This is a genomic window from Salmonella sp. A1325 (assembly GCF_056991255.1).
Genome location: NZ_JAMLWO010000011.1, coordinates 58,592 through 73,375, shown reverse-complemented (window position 1 = coordinate 73,375; position 14,784 = coordinate 58,592). Strand labels below are relative to the sequence as shown.

Sequence of the window (14,784 nt, the reverse complement as noted above, 5' to 3'; positions counted from 1 at the left end):
AACGATGAAACCAATTAAACGCCTGTACCTTTCCTCTGATCCGGTCCATCTGATTGACTGCAATATCGTGCTGGAGCTGAACGCGTGCGGTCGGGGGTTTATTACGGCGGGGACAGAGACAGATTACACCGGCAAAATGGTGCGGATCGATGTTGGCTATGATGGTCTGGTCCTGCGCTGGTTTACCGGGTATGTCGAACGGTCACAGCCTGCTGATAATGGAACATGCCGGCTGTTCGTGCGTGAGCTTGTCGGCATCTTTGATAAATTGTGGCCGTGTTCTTTCCAGCATCCAACGCTTCGCCAGATTACTGACTGGATAAGTGAGCAAAGCGGGCTGACCGTCACAACGCCGGTCGGCGCTGCTTATGCAGATAAACCGATCCCCCACTTTACGCATAGCGGCACGGGCTATCAGCTTCTTGCCAGTCTGGGCCGCGCATTTACAGTGACGGATTATCTTTGGTATCAGTTGCCGGACGGGGATGTCTTCGTCGGCGCTGCGGAGCATAGTCTTTTTGCGGGTAAACCAGTAGAGATCCCGCACGAATTTAGCCAGGCATCGGCAGGCGGCAATTCAATGGTTGTGCCGATGATTCAGAGCCTGCGCCCTGGTGCTGAGGTGAACGGCCAGCGGTTGAACCAGGTCCGGCTAAATAACGACGATATGGCAATCACCTGGCAGCCCCGCAACAAAGCCAACGGCCAGCCGTTGCAAAAATCACCGATTCAGCGGCAGATTGAAAACGCATTCCCGGAGCTGGCAAGCGGCCTGCATCTTCCAAAGTTCGCCAGGGTGGAAGCACCAAGCGAGGATGTTTCACGGGGAAATATTGCCGATCCATTCCGCCCGCGCTATGCCGTGGATCTCCAGCTGCTTGACGAAGACGGCAAGCCCGCCGCAAATACGCCGGTTTATTCTGCCGTTCCACTACCTGTGCCAATGGCGGGCAGTGAGTCGGGAATGTTTCAGTTTCCGCCCCCTGGCACGCTGGTTGAAGTAGGATTCGCGGAGGGGCGGCAGGATAAGCCATTTGTGCGCCAGATTATGGCGGAGGGTCATAACCTGCCAGCAGTTAAACCCGGCGAGCAGTTGCAGCAACAGCGCGATGGTGTATCTCAGCGCGTGACGGTTGCCGGAGACTGGGAACGCCAGACAGACCAGACAATCCGCGAAAACTCCATGATTCGCGAAGTCACCACCGACGAAGAGATCCGCAAAGTGGTTGTCCGTGAAACTACGGTCCAGGCAACGGATAAAACAACCGTGCTTGGCACGGCCACACTTCTGGCTGGGGCGGTCGTTCATATCAGCGAGGGGGATTACAGCGTCGGCACATCCGGCAACCTGACAGTAACCTGCAGCAAGGACAATTCCGTCAGTGTTGGCCGGAACGTGAAACGGGACGTCGCGGGCAATGTTACAGACGACGTTAAAGGGAATGTCACGTCAAACGTCAGCGGCGCACTGACTGAAAAAATCAGCGGCATCCGCCGAAGCGTGGCCCAGGCGCAACAGCTGATTGCCCCGGTGGTAAAACTGGGAAGCGAAGAGATTAACGTCCTGACACTACTCACCGACACCTTGGACGTGGTGAGGGAACTGGCAGAGACTGCCGCGTCACATACTCACCCCAATACGGGGGCCAGCGGGCAGGCTGCGCAGTTCAGCGCAACGGCCACTAAAACCGACAAATTGAAAAGCAAATACGGTCCCCTGATAGCCTGACAAAAAGCGGCATAACCGCACACCTAACCAGACACCACAGAACGCGCCACAGCAGGCGCAAATATTAAAGGCCGCCACCGTGCGGCCTTTCTTTCGTTCGTTCAACAGCGGCCCACAGCGTAAGCGACAGCAGGCAGACGGAAGCGGATCCAGGACGGAAACGGCGCTACACCGCACCCGCCTGCGCTATTTGGATCTAAAAAATTTTGCAAAAGAAATTTTGAGCAAAGCACCCCGCCAGCCTGCGACACTGCTGGGGTTTTGTAGTCTGGCCGCTTTTGCACACTGCGCAAGATTTTGCAGTACTTTGCAAAATTCGCGGTGCTGGCTGATGCTAACTAATTGGATAACATCATGTTTTTGAAAGGATCGTTTTAGATTCTGTCACGATCAAATATGGTCGTCGTTGGTCTGTAAAATTTCAGCAGAAAATGCGAGATGCCTTGCGGGGCGCGGGATGGCGGCGTGTTGCCTAATTTCTGAGTTTTGCAAAACGCTGCGCAACCAAATAAAAAAGGATCTGACATATTGCAGCAAATTTGCACGCTACGGGTCAGGCGGAAAGTCAAGGATAGTAAGGCTAACTATCCGGACAGTTGGCCTTACTCACCAGTAAAAAGCCCCTCAATTGAGGGGCTTTGGTGTGGTCGATGTGGACGTTTGGTGGACGGTAAATAAATAAAATACTTTTTATTCAATTAGTTAATCGATAAAAAATAACACCATCCCTGTCTTCCCCCACATGATGTGGGGTTTTTTTTATCTCCAGTTTGTCATTCTGTTATTAGCTTACTGTTTTAAACCATCCGTTATACTACCGGCAGAAGATAGCGGGAGTATTTATGAATCAAACCTATGGACGGCTGGTTAGCCGGGCGGCTATCGCGGCAACGGCGATGGCATCAGCGTTACTTTTGATCAAAATTTTTGCGTGGTGGTATACGGGATCGGTGAGTATTCTGGCGGCGTTGGTGGACTCGCTGGTGGATATTGCCGCGTCATTGACGAATTTGTTGGTCGTGCGTTATTCGCTGCAACCCGCAGATGATGAACATACGTTTGGGCACGGTAAAGCGGAGTCGCTGGCGGCACTGGCGCAAAGTATGTTTATTTCCGGTTCGGCGTTGTTTCTGTTTTTGACCAGTATCCAGAATCTGATTAAGCCGACGCCAATGAACGACCCCGGCGTGGGGATTGGCGTTACCGTCATCGCTCTGATATGCACTATTATACTGGTCACGTTTCAGCGCTGGGTGGTACGCAAGACCCAAAGTCAGGCGGTACGGGCGGATATGCTTCATTATCAGTCTGATGTTATGATGAACGGAGCGATTCTTATCGCGCTTGGGTTATCCTGGTACGGTTGGCATCGTGCGGATGCCCTGTTTGCGTTAGGTATCGGCATCTATATTTTGTATAGCGCGTTACGTATGGGGTATGAGGCGGTGCAGTCATTATTGGATCGCGCGCTGCCCGATGCGGAACGACAGGAAATTATTGATATCGTGACGTCATGGCCGGGAGTCAGCGGCGCGCACGATCTCCGCACGCGGCAGTCAGGGCCGACTCGCTTTATTCAGATTCATTTGGAAATGGAAGATAATCTGCCGCTCGTTCAGGCGCATTTTGTGGCTGACCAGGTAGAGCAGGCGATTTTGCGGCGTTTTCCGGGTTCAGATGTCATTATTCATCAGGATCCCTGTTCAGTCGTCCCCAGGGAAGGCAGGAAGTTCGAGCTTGTATAATTGATTGTTAAAAAGTGAGCCAGGCCAGCATTTTGTGTATAAATTACCGCCATTTGGCCTGACCTGAATCAATTCAGCAGGAAGGGATTGTTATACTATCTGTATATTCGTTGGATCGTTTCGAAGTGCGAAATCGGCTTCCGGCAATAGATTTCATTTTGCATTCCAAAGTTCAGAGGTAGTCATGATTAAGAAAATCGGTGTGTTGACAAGCGGCGGTGATGCGCCGGGCATGAACGCGGCAATCCGCGGTGTTGTGCGCGCAGCGTTGACGGAAGGGCTGGAAGTCATGGGCATTTATGACGGCTATCTGGGCCTGTATGAAGATCGTATGGTGCAGCTTGACCGTTACAGCGTATCTGACATGATCAACCGTGGCGGTACTTTCCTCGGTTCTGCCCGTTTCCCGGAATTCCGTGACGAAAATATTCGCGCTGTCGCGATCGAAAACCTGAAAAAACGCGGTATCGATGCGCTGGTAGTTATTGGCGGCGACGGTTCTTATATGGGTGCAAAACGTCTGACTGAAATGGGCTTCCCGTGCATCGGTCTGCCAGGCACTATCGATAACGACATCAAAGGCACCGACTACACTATCGGCTATTTCACTGCTCTCGGCACTGTAGTGGAAGCGATTGACCGTCTGCGTGACACCTCCTCTTCTCACCAGCGTATCTCTATCGTTGAGGTGATGGGCCGTTATTGCGGCGACCTGACGTTGGCGGCGGCTATTGCTGGCGGCTGTGAGTTTATCGTGGTGCCGGAAGTTGAATTTAATCGCGAGGATCTGGTGGCGGAAATCAAAGCCGGGATCGCGAAAGGGAAAAAACACGCTATCGTCGCTATCACCGAACATATGTGCGATGTTGACGAACTGGCGCACTTTATTGAAAAAGAAACGGGCCGTGAAACGCGTGCGACGGTGCTCGGCCACATTCAGCGCGGTGGTTCCCCGGTACCTTACGATCGCATTCTGGCTTCCCGTATGGGCGCGTATGCTATTGACCTGCTGCTGGAAGGCCATGGCGGTCGTTGTGTCGGTATCCAGAACGAGCAGCTTGTTCATCATGACATCATCGATGCGATTGAAAACATGAAGCGTCCGTTCAAAAGCGACTGGATGGAGTGCGCGAAAAAACTGTACTGATTGTTTTTGCGCGCCTGATGGCGCTACGCTTATCAGGCCTACAGGTTGCAGAAACGTGTAGGCCGGATTAGGCGCTAGCCGCCATCCGGCAATCCCTCAGATTTATTCCTCGAAGTTATAGCCAATCTTTTTTTATTCTTTAATGTTTGGATCTCTTTCTGGCACGCTTTGCTCATCACAACACAACATAAGCGAGTCGGGCGATGAAAAAGTGGGGCGTGGGGTTCACATTATTGCTGGCGTCAACCAGCATTCTGGCAAAGGATATTCAGTTACTTAACGTATCGTATGATCCAACGCGTGAGCTGTACGAGCAGTACAACAAAGCGTTTAGCGCGCACTGGAAGCAGGAAACCGGCGACAACGTCGTGATCCGCCAATCGCACGGCGGTTCGGGTAAACAGGCGACTTCCGTTATTAACGGCATTGAAGCCGATGTCGTGACGCTGGCGCTGGCTTACGATGTGGACGCTATTGCGGAACGTGGTCGTATCGATAAAAACTGGATTAAGCGTCTGCCGGATAACTCAGCACCTTACACCTCCACCATCGTTTTCCTGGTCCGTAAAGGCAATCCAAAACAAATTCATGACTGGAACGATCTGATTAAACCGGGCGTGTCCGTTATTACGCCAAACCCGAAAAGCTCTGGCGGCGCACGCTGGAACTATCTGGCGGCATGGGGCTACGCCCTGCACCACAACAATAACGATCAGGCCAAAGCGCAGGACTTTGTCAAAGCCCTGTTTAAAAACGTTGAAGTGCTGGACTCCGGTGCGCGTGGCTCAACCAATACTTTCGTTGAACGCGGTATCGGTGATGTGCTGATCGCCTGGGAAAATGAAGCGCTGCTGGCGACGAACGAACTGGGTAAAGATAAATTCGAGATAGTGACCCCGAGTGAATCTATTCTCGCAGAGCCGACCGTTTCCGTAGTCGACAAAGTGGTGGAAAAGAAAGACACCAAAGCGGTAGCGGAAGCCTATCTCAAGTATCTCTACTCGCCGGAAGGGCAGGAGATAGCAGCGAAAAACTTCTACCGTCCGCGCGATGCTGACGTGGCGAAAAAATACGACGATGCGTTTCCGAAGCTGAAGCTATTCACCATTGACGAGGTGTTTGGCGGCTGGGCGAAGGCGCAAAAAGATCACTTCGCTAATGGTGGTACGTTCGACCAAATCAGCAAACGCTAAACCGTTTATAAACCCGGTAACGTATTATGTTACCGGGTTTTTTCTTTGCCACAATTTTGCGTTACTCTTCCCCGTCTATGGGTCACAGGGAACGCATAACATGAAAAAAACAGGTTACTTTTTACTGGCGGTGATAGTGGTTGTCGCCGCGGCGGGCGTCGGTTACTGGAAATTTTCCGGCAACCCTGATGCATTACGGGAAATCGTGCTTGAACAATGCCTGCCCGATCAGTTACAGCATCAAAACCCAGCGCCTTGCGCGGAAGTCAAACCTCGCGCCGGCTATGTCGTCTTTAAAGATCGTCACGGTCCGTTGCAATATTTATTGATGCCCACCTACCGTATCAACGGTACAGAAAGCCCGCTATTGCTGGAACCCGCTACGCCCAACTTTTTCTGGCTGGCCTGGCAGGCTCGCGGCTATATGAGTAAAAAATACGGGCATGATATTCCGGATAGCGCGGTCTCGCTGGCGATTAATTCGCGGCTTGGTCGTTCACAGGACCATTTGCATATCCATATTTCTTGCATCCGTCCTGACGTTCGGGAACAACTGGATAACGATCTCACGCGTATCAGCACTCGCTGGCTTCCGCTACCGGGCGACCTGATGGGGCATGAATACCTGGCGCGCCGGGTAACCGAGAGCGAACTGGCGCAGCGTAGTCCGTTTATGATGCTGGCGGAAGAGGTGCCGGAAGCGCGCGATCATATGGGACGCTATGCGCTGGCGGTGGTACGCCAAAGCGATGGCTCTTTTGTCCTGCTGGCGACCGAGCGTAATTTACTGACCTTCAATCGCGCATCGGCGGAAGAAATTCAGGACCATAGTTGCGCCATTTTGTCTTCCCGCTGATTTTCGTTACACCCCCTGCTCATTATCTTATTGATTCTTATCCCGGTTTAAAACCGGGGTAAGGTCGTGTCTATAAAAATATGTGAAACCGATCAAAAGATATAAAGGTATACCTTTATATCTTTTGATGGTTAGTTACACTCTCTTCATAGCCTCCATAGATTGTCGGGTGGATGGCTTATATATAAAAACGTTTTTATTTCATGTAGTGACATCATTAATTGTTCACCAGATTTGCGCTGTTAAGCGTAAAGGAATATCAACATGAAACTTTCTATCGTGGAAAAAATCGGCTTCGGCGCGGGAGATATGGCGATAAACGTTGTGATTATCGCCATGCAGCTGCTCCTCGCCTATTTCTATACCGATATCTACGGCCTGAGCGCCGCTGATGTTGGCGTACTGTTTGTGGTTGTGCGGATGATTGATGCCATTATCGATCCGGCCATGGGGGTTCTGACCGATAAACTGAACACGCGCTGGGGGCGTTACCGCCCGTGGCTGCTGTGGTTTGCCATTCCTTTTGGTTTCGCCGTGTATTTGATGTTTATTACGCCTGATATGGCTTATATGGCCAAACTGGCATGGGCCTATGGCACCTATATTCTGATGACTCTGGTCTATACCGCGATCACCATTCCCTATATTTCGATGATTGGCGTCATTACCAGCGACCCCGTCGAACGGTTAAGCGCCAACGGCTATCGTTTTGTGATGACCAAGATTGCCGCTTTCCTGGTGACTATCGTCGTACCGATGCTTGCCGTCTGGCTGGGGCAGGGCAACAAGGCGCTGGGTTACCAGTTTTCGATGGGGCTGATGGGGGCGATGGGCGCCTTGCTGTTTATCTTCTGTTTTCTTACCACGCGTGAACGCAGCGAGCCGGAAATTACCTCGCTATCGGTGGGGAAACAGTTTAAATATCTGTTACGTAACGATCAGTGGATTATTCTCGGCGTTGTTATTCTGCTGCTGATGTGCGGTTATGTTATTCGCGGTTCCGTTGCCGCTTATTACGCCAAGTATTATCTGAACGGCGGAGATAGCCTGATTTCACCCTTCCTGACTACCGGCGTCGTTGCCTCTATTTTAGCGATGATCGCTACCACCTGGATAACCAAGTTCTGGGACAAAATTAAGATGTTCCGCTACACCCAGATTATTACCTTTATCCTGAGCGCGCTGATGTATTTCTCCGTCGGGCGTGAAAATCTTATCCTGGCGTTTGCGTTCTATTTTCTTATTAATTTCTTCTGCGATATGCAAATGCCGGTGTTCTGGTCCTCTATCGCCGAAGCGGTGGATTATGGAGAGAAGAAAACCGGTCTGCGCGTTTCCGGGTTGGCGTTTGGCGGCATCCTCTTCTTCCAGAAGTTTGGGATGGGGATCGCGGGCGGGATACTCGGATTCCTGCTGAGCCACTTTGGCTATCAGGCCGATGTTGAACAGACCGCACGTTCGCTCACCGGTATTGCGCTGATGATGACGCTCATTCCTGCTCTGTTCCACCTTGCGGTTGGGCTGCTGATGAAAAAGTATCTGATTAACAACGAATATTATCGTGATATTCAGCTTGCCTTGGCGCAGAAACAGGCATAAGGAGGCGCAAATGAAGGCCATGAATAAGGTTTGGGTTATCGGCGATGCTTCCGTTGATCTGGTGCCGGAAAAACAGAACAGCTATCTGAAATGCCCCGGCGGAGCGTCGGCGAATGTGGGGGTATGCGTTGCCAGGCTGGGCGGAGAGTGCGGTTTTATTGGCTGTCTTGGCGACGATGACGCCGGCCGTTTCCTGCGCGAGGTTTTTCAGGATAACGGTGTGGATGTCTCTTTTCTACGCATGGATCCGGCCCTGACCAGCGCGGTGCTGATCGTCAACCTGACGGCTGATGGGGAGCGCAGCTTTACCTATCTGGTGCATCCGGGGGCCGATACCTACGTTTCGCCGCAGGACCTGCCGCCGTTCAGGCAGCACGAATGGTTTTACTTCAGCTCAATTGGCCTCACCGACAGTCCCGCTCGCGAAGCATGTCTGGAAGGGGCGAGACGCATGCGAGAAGCCGGTGGCTACGTGTTATTCGACGTCAACTTACGCAGCAAGATGTGGCGCAATACCGATGAAATCCCTGAACTGATCGCCCGGTCCGCCGCGTTGGCTTCTATCTGCAAAGTCTCGGCAGATGAGCTGTGCCAGCTCAGCGGGGCCAGTCACTGGCAGGATGCGCGTTATTACCTGCGCGATCTGGGCTGCGGCACTACCATCATTTCGCTGGGGGCCGATGGCGCTCTGTTGATTACCGCCGAGGGGGAATTCCATTTCCCCGCACCGCGCGTCGATGTTGTTGATACCACGGGAGCCGGTGATGCTTTTGTCGGCGGCCTGCTGTTCACCCTTTCCCGCGCAAATTGCTGGAACCATGCCCTGCTGGCGGAGGCCATCAGCAATGCCAACGCCTGCGGCGCCATGGCGGTAACGGCAAAGGGCGCAATGACCGCTTTACCGTTTCCTGACCAACTCAACACTTTTCTTTCCAGCCATTCGCTGGCACAAGCCATGACCGTGAAATAAGGAGTCATCATGCACGTTGATCAAAACAAAATACTGGGATGCCTGGTGGGCGCCGCCGCCGCGGACGCGATGGGAGCCGCGACGGAAGTACGCACCCAGCAGCAAATAAAAGACTATTTTGGCGGCTGGGTGACGACCTTTCAAAAACCGCCTGCGGACACGTTTGGCCGCTGCAACGAAGCAGGGATGTGCACGGATGATTTTATTCAGGCGAAGTACATTATGGACGCGCTGCTGCGCCATCAACGCCAGGTCAGCGACGAGGCGATGCGCGAGGCTTTTCAGCAGTGGCTGGATTACCCGTACTACGCCAACTTTACCGGCCCGACGACGCGTGCGGCAATGAAGGCAATATTCAATGATAACCGTGCCTCTTTACAGGGTGAGCTGGAAGGCGAGAAACAGTCGGTACAGATTATTAATAAGGGTAACGCGGAGGCAACGAACGGCGCCGCCATGAAGATTTGGCCAGCGGCGGTGCTGCATCCGGGTGATATTGACGCGGCGATTGACTGCGCGCTGCAGATTTGCCGCTTTACCCATAATAACGTGCTGGCGATGTCCGGCGCAGCGGCGATGGCGGCGGCAACCAGCGAGGCGTTAAGAGCGCAGACCAACGCAGACAGCATTATTGCCGCCGGTATTTACGGTGCGCAAAGAGGCTATCTGCTGGCGCAGGAGCAAGGTGCGATGATGGTGGCAGGTCCTTCCGTTGCCCGACGCATTGAGCTGGCCGTAGATATCGGTAAACGTCATCGCCATTGGGAAACGGCGGTGGTGGAACTTGCTGATATTATTGGCTCCGGGCTGCACGTGAGTGAAGCGGTGCCGGCGGCCTTTGGCCTGTTCGCGTGTTGTCCGAATTCTGCCGTAGATGCTATTATCTCCGGCGTTAATATCGGCAATGATACTGATACTGTCGCCACCATGGTCGGGGCGATTTCCGGCGCATTCCATGGCGTGGAGGCTTTTCCCGCCGATTATTTAACGACTTTGGATCGTATGAATCATTTCGATTTGGCAGAACTGGCCAGGCAAATCGCAGGGTAGCGAATTCACCCTGCCGGGGACGGTAAAACGTCCCCTGCTGGCGAAGACGTGAGGTGCGCAGCTTGCAGGTTGATAAAACGAGCTTTACTCCGCTTTATAAGCAACTATTTTTTATCATCTGTCAGCAGATCCAAAATGGATCCCTGCCTTTAGGTAGTCAACTGCCGACGCAAAAAGAGATCGCCAGAGCCTACAACGTCTCGCTGATTGTGGTTAAACAGGCCTGGAGCGAATTAATCAATGCGGGCATTATTTCGTCGCAGCGCGGGAGTGGTTCGGTGGTGTGCTCGGTGCCGGAAGGCGTGAGCTACGGGCACACGTTTCGCGGTATTACCCGCGATCTCCAGGACGCCAGCGTGGCGATTGAGAACCGTATTCTGGAAATCGCGCCGCGCCGCGCGCGCGACGCTCAGGCAGACGGCTTGAGCCTGCCCGCACAGCATCACTATCTCTATATTTCGCGTATTCGTTGCCTGAATAACCGTCCGTTTAACCATGAAAAGATCTATCTCGATCTTAGCTTCTTTCCCGATCTGCAACTCACACCGCAGGCGCTGGAGCATACGTCGCTTTATTCGTTATTAAACGTCACAAGCGACTCGGCGATAGAAAAAGTTGAGGCGATTTTACCTTCCGCTGACCTGTGCGAAAAATTGCAAATCGCCGCCAATAAACCGCTGTTATCCGTCGCCAGACAGACGTTTCAGGCCGGGAAGGACAGTCCTTTTGAGTATTGCCGCTATTACGTGCTGTCTGAATACTTTGGTGAAATTCATTATCACTGATCTGTCCGCTTAATCCTGCGATAACCCCACTATATCTGGCGTTTACCTGCCTTACTGTCCGTCGTATTCTTGCTGAAAAAATCGTCAGGAGACAGGTATGTCGCTCTGGTTGTCCCATCCTCTGTTTCTTCCTTCTATCATCGTTGGCATCACCATTTTGCTCTGGGCGACTTCGCCACTGCCGGAGTTTATGACCGCACTGCTATTTTTTGCTGTGGCGATGGGACCAGGGAAAGTTCCTGCGCGGGCGGGGATGCTGTGATGTATCGCGCTGGCGGTGATACGCCAAAGCGATGGCTCTTTTGTCCTGCTGGCGACCGAGCGTAATTTACTGATCTTCAATCGCGCTTCTGCCGAGGAAATTCAGGATCATCAGTGTGATATCTTGAACCAACAGGTCATCAAATGACAGCTTGATATTGCATTAACGAATGCCGTTTGGAGGCCGGACAAGGCTCTCGTAGCGCTATCCGGCAAAATCTGGCGATGGCGCGGGCGTTACCAGGCCGGTGGATCTGCGGGGTGGCTGTCATTTTCCAGATGCGGCGATTTAATAAACACGCCTTTCCAGGGTTTATTGCCGTTATTAATGAGATAATGCGCCTCCCCAGGTTCGCACTGTAAAACATCTCCAGTTTGCAGGATATGAGGTGTTCCTTCCAGATACAGGCACACTTCACCGCTTAGGGTATAAAAAATCTCACAAGCGGTATTATGGCGATGGTTAGGGAATGACTGCCCTGGTTGTAGTATGACGACGCCCATATCGCAGCCCGGCCCACGGATTAAGTATTTAGGGCCATTATCGCCAAAGCGGTATTGATGATTCTTCTCATTCGTTTTTTGCATGCTTATTCTCCTGTTACAGGCCTGGCGCTTTCCAGAGGGATGTCGTTAAGCCACCATCGACCAGCGCGCGTTGATCCTGATAAACGGCCTGCCATTTTTCTCTGGCCTGCTGGTAGACAGCGAAATTTTCAGGATTAGGTTTATGCTCCCGATCCCAGCGCACTAGCTTTTCTCCCGTTTCCGCCAGCGATGGCCAGATACCCACGCCAACGCCTGCGGCAATAGCGCACCCTAGCGCGGTAGCTTCTTTGACGACAGGTACGTGAACGGTGAGTCCCGTAACGTCGGCAAGGATTTGGCTCCATAATTTGCCTTTAGATCCTCCACCGGCAAAAACCAGCGAGTCGGCCTGTACGCCGGAAAACGCGGCAATTTGCTGTAAATTGCAGGCGGAAACAATGGCGGCATTCTCTTCCAGCGCGCGAAATAGGGTCGCTTTATTACACTTTTCAGGATCGATAGACAGATTGATAAACGACGGCGCGGCGTGGTACCAGCGTTTAAAACGCATAACGTCAGAGAAGATGGGCATCACACCGTGCGCGCCGGGAGGCACCCGGCTGGCCATATCTTCCAGCAGGGAATACGCATCAATACCTAACCTTTCAGCGATTAGTTTTTCCTCAGCGCAAAAGGCGTCGCGGAACCAACGCATCGTTAACCCAGTAAAAAAGCTAATAGATTCGGTTTGTACCATACCGGGGATCACATGAGGATTGATGCGAACGTTCATGTTTGGGTCGGTGACCGGCGTGGGAAGATTGACGACCTGTTGCCAGAAGGTTCCGCCCAGCACGGCCGTTTGCGCCGGGCGTACGACGCCCAGCCCCAGACAGCCTAACTGCACATCGCCGCCGCCAACGATGACCGGCGTACCCGCTTGCAGGTCGCACTGTTCAGCCGCTTTCTGTGAAATGTGACCGAGCAGCGTCCCGGTTTCTTTTACCGGCGAGAGAATGTCAGAACGCAGGCCCGCCATCTGTAACAGGCTACGTTTCCAGTTGCGGGTCACCAGATCCAATAACCCCGTCGTGCCTGCGTTGGAGGGATCGACCGCCAGTTCGCCGCTGAGCATAAAGGCCATCCAGTCGCTGATCATAGTGACGGTTGACGCGCGATGATAAATATCCGGACGATGGTGGGCAAGCCAGAGCAGACGCGGAATAGCGCTGAGCGCCAGCGTTTGCCCGGAGCAACGATAAACTTCCTCCTCAAAGGTGTTATCGTGCAGCTCTTTTAATTCACTGACTTCGTGCGCCGCGCGGGCGTCAACATTAGCGCAGGCCCAAATTGGTTCGCCGTTACTGTCATAAATAACAATGCCTTCACGCATCGAGCAGGCCGATACGGCAGCGATAGCCGTTGCAGGGATGGCGGCTTTCTGTAGTGCCTGACGGATACACTGGCAAGCCAGTTGCCAGTTTTTGGCAAGATCAAACTCCATCGAACCAGGCACATCCGGCACGGCCAGATGCTGCCATTCCGCTTGACCGACAGCTATTTGCTTTCCTTGTAGATCAAAAATTACTGCTCTGACGCTACCGGTACCGGCGTCAAGAGCCATCAGGTAATGTCCTGATTCAGTATGGGTACAGAGTCGAGCCATTTTTTTATCCTCGGCTATTTTTACATCGTTACATAAAATCCTGTCAGTTATTGTTTATTGAATTGAGGTAAGTGTTATTTTATTTTTTTTTATTTTTCAATAAGTTGAATTATTTTTCCTGCGGTTTTCTGATCGGTAACCAGCGCATTGATATAGTTACCGCGCATAGCGGCAATAATAGCTTCTGCTTTTTGTTCGCCGCCGGCGACGCCAATCACGGTTGGGATCGTGGAAAGTGAATTTAACTTCAGGCCAATTAATTCGTTATGGATTTTGATGTCTGGAATAATTTCGCCATGAGCATCAAAAAAATAGCCCAGAATATCGCCTACTGCGCCTTTGCGGCCAATCATGAGTTGTTCACCCTGAGTGATATAGCCGGATTTTAAGATACTGGCTTGATCTTTCTGGTTAATTGCCCCAATCCCCACGATGGCTGCATCGGCAGCTTGCGCTGTGAGCATCACATCCCGCACGCTATTTTCATTGCGCAGCGTGCAGGCAATTTCCTGCGATGATGCGCGCAGCGGCGCGGGCATAATACTTACGCTACAAGCGGCATCAAGCTGGCCTATTCCGGTCATATACGGCCCCACGCCGCCGGATAACGTGACCAGTCGGATTTGTTGCGCCGAGATAAATCCGCTGAGGCGTTTTAATGTGGTCATCGTGGCTTCGCCAAAGCCGACGGCCAGTAGTTGCTGTGGCCGCAGTGACTCCATCAACATATGGGCGGCGCCGATTCCTAAGCGCAGACCAATATCGGCATCGGGTAATGCCGGCAGCACGCGGATATTCTGCAATGCGAAGTGGTTACGCAAGGCATTTTCATACTCAAGACACCCTTCGAAACGGGAGTTGATTTGTACGCGAATAATACCGGACTGATGCCCTTTCTCCAGCAGACGAGAAACCTTTAGCCGGGTTAGCCCCAGACGCTCGCTGATTTCACTCTGCGTCAATCCATCGTGATAGTAGAACCAGGCAATACGCGCCACCTGCTCTTCTTCGCACATTCCATAATCAGATACCAACGTATTATCGCTCATTGTCATAACCTGGCTTTACTTTGAACATTTCTAAATCATTAACACAATTGTTCAGTTATCACTCCGAAATAACCGTGATTAACGCCACAAAAACGCGCCAAATCTGAACATTTATCATCTAAAAATTCATTTATTCAGAAAACGTGATCTGGATGAGAGTTTTTTGACCAAATAACTACTACCGTTTTGAACAATTTCTTTTTCAA

12 protein-coding genes and 2 pseudogenes are annotated in these 14,784 nt (G+C 52.1%); 11 read left to right on the top strand and 3 right to left on the bottom strand.

The window, feature by feature from the left end:
* Positions 1 to 4: 4 nt before the first annotated feature.
* From NAZ64_RS18690 to NAZ64_RS18640, 11 genes and pseudogenes are all read left to right on the top strand, one after another.
* The gene (locus tag NAZ64_RS18690; protein WP_483641006.1) at positions 5 to 1,729 is read left to right on the top strand and encodes a hypothetical protein; all 1,725 of its coding nucleotides are present in this window, start codon (positions 5 to 7) and stop codon (positions 1,727 to 1,729) included.
* Between the two features lie 842 nt (positions 1,730 to 2,571).
* On the top strand, positions 2,572 to 3,474 hold the full coding sequence (fieF, locus tag NAZ64_RS18685) for a CDF family cation-efflux transporter FieF (protein ID WP_001077321.1): 903 nt from the start codon (positions 2,572 to 2,574) through the stop codon (positions 3,472 to 3,474).
* Positions 3,475 to 3,658: 184 nt separating this feature from the next.
* Positions 3,659 to 4,621, top strand: coding sequence for a 6-phosphofructokinase (gene pfkA, locus NAZ64_RS18680; RefSeq protein WP_000591793.1), 963 nt, complete (start codon positions 3,659 to 3,661; stop codon positions 4,619 to 4,621).
* A gap of 203 nt (positions 4,622 to 4,824) precedes the next feature.
* The gene (locus NAZ64_RS18675; RefSeq protein ID WP_000758711.1) at positions 4,825 to 5,814 is read left to right on the top strand and encodes a sulfate ABC transporter substrate-binding protein; all 990 of its coding nucleotides are present in this window, start codon (positions 4,825 to 4,827) and stop codon (positions 5,812 to 5,814) included.
* A 100-nt stretch (positions 5,815 to 5,914) separates the two neighbouring features.
* A complete protein-coding gene (locus NAZ64_RS18670) occupies positions 5,915 to 6,670 on the top strand; it encodes a CDP-diacylglycerol diphosphatase (RefSeq protein ID WP_076727684.1) in 756 nt (251 codons plus the stop codon).
* A gap of 264 nt (positions 6,671 to 6,934) precedes the next feature.
* The gene (locus NAZ64_RS18665) at positions 6,935 to 8,269 is read left to right on the top strand and encodes an MFS transporter (RefSeq protein WP_000777316.1); all 1,335 of its coding nucleotides are present in this window, start codon (positions 6,935 to 6,937) and stop codon (positions 8,267 to 8,269) included.
* Positions 8,270 to 8,279: 10 nt separating this feature from the next.
* A complete protein-coding gene (locus tag NAZ64_RS18660) occupies positions 8,280 to 9,239 on the top strand; it encodes an aminoimidazole riboside kinase (RefSeq protein ID WP_220569504.1) in 960 nt (319 codons plus the stop codon).
* A gap of 9 nt (positions 9,240 to 9,248) precedes the next feature.
* Positions 9,249 to 10,289 (top strand): ADP-ribosylglycohydrolase family protein, encoded by a 1,041-nt coding sequence (locus NAZ64_RS18655; protein ID WP_000557882.1) that lies wholly within the window; start codon positions 9,249 to 9,251, stop codon positions 10,287 to 10,289.
* Positions 10,290 to 10,351: 62 nt separating this feature from the next.
* A complete protein-coding gene (locus tag NAZ64_RS18650) occupies positions 10,352 to 11,074 on the top strand; it encodes a GntR family transcriptional regulator (protein WP_001535809.1) in 723 nt (240 codons plus the stop codon).
* Positions 11,075 to 11,171: 97 nt separating this feature from the next.
* A pseudogene (locus NAZ64_RS18645) lies at positions 11,172 to 11,297 on the top strand (hypothetical protein); the annotation flags it as partial.
* Positions 11,298 to 11,342: 45 nt separating this feature from the next.
* A pseudogene (locus NAZ64_RS18640) lies at positions 11,343 to 11,483 on the top strand (CDP-diacylglycerol diphosphatase); the annotation flags it as partial.
* Between the two features lie 89 nt (positions 11,484 to 11,572).
* Here the strand turns inward: NAZ64_RS18640 and NAZ64_RS18635 are convergent.
* The 3 genes from NAZ64_RS18635 to lsrR form a co-directional block, all read right to left on the bottom strand.
* Entirely contained in the window at positions 11,573 to 11,923 is a 351-nt protein-coding gene (locus tag NAZ64_RS18635) for a cupin domain-containing protein (protein WP_483641005.1), read from the bottom strand.
* 13 nt (positions 11,924 to 11,936) lie between these two features.
* A complete protein-coding gene (gene lsrK, locus NAZ64_RS18630; protein WP_000113088.1) occupies positions 11,937 to 13,529 on the bottom strand; it encodes an autoinducer-2 kinase in 1,593 nt (530 codons plus the stop codon).
* A gap of 89 nt (positions 13,530 to 13,618) precedes the next feature.
* A complete protein-coding gene (lsrR, locus tag NAZ64_RS18625) occupies positions 13,619 to 14,578 on the bottom strand; it encodes a transcriptional regulator LsrR (RefSeq protein ID WP_001283049.1) in 960 nt (319 codons plus the stop codon).
* Positions 14,579 to 14,784: the final 206 nt, after the last annotated feature.

Bases quoted from the DNA above. Each gene is read 5' to 3' on its own strand.
- NAZ64_RS18690 (WP_483641006.1), top strand. From the start codon at position 5: ATGAAACCAATTAAACGCCTGTACCTTTCCTCTGATCCGGTCCATCTG.
- fieF (WP_001077321.1), top strand. From the start codon at position 2,572: ATGAATCAAACCTATGGACGGCTGGTTAGCCGGGCGGCTATCGCGGCA.
- pfkA (WP_000591793.1), top strand. From the start codon at position 3,659: ATGATTAAGAAAATCGGTGTGTTGACAAGCGGCGGTGATGCGCCGGGC.
- NAZ64_RS18675 (WP_000758711.1), top strand. From the start codon at position 4,825: ATGAAAAAGTGGGGCGTGGGGTTCACATTATTGCTGGCGTCAACCAGC.
- NAZ64_RS18670 (WP_076727684.1), top strand. From the start codon at position 5,915: ATGAAAAAAACAGGTTACTTTTTACTGGCGGTGATAGTGGTTGTCGCC.
- NAZ64_RS18665 (WP_000777316.1), top strand. From the start codon at position 6,935: ATGAAACTTTCTATCGTGGAAAAAATCGGCTTCGGCGCGGGAGATATG.
- NAZ64_RS18660 (WP_220569504.1), top strand. From the start codon at position 8,280: ATGAAGGCCATGAATAAGGTTTGGGTTATCGGCGATGCTTCCGTTGAT.
- NAZ64_RS18655 (WP_000557882.1), top strand. From the start codon at position 9,249: ATGCACGTTGATCAAAACAAAATACTGGGATGCCTGGTGGGCGCCGCC.
- NAZ64_RS18635 (WP_483641005.1), bottom strand. From the start codon at position 11,923: ATGCAAAAAACGAATGAGAAGAATCATCAATACCGCTTTGGCGATAAT.
- lsrK (WP_000113088.1), bottom strand. From the start codon at position 13,529: ATGGCTCGACTCTGTACCCATACTGAATCAGGACATTACCTGATGGCT.
- lsrR (WP_001283049.1), bottom strand. From the start codon at position 14,578: ATGAGCGATAATACGTTGGTATCTGATTATGGAATGTGCGAAGAAGAG.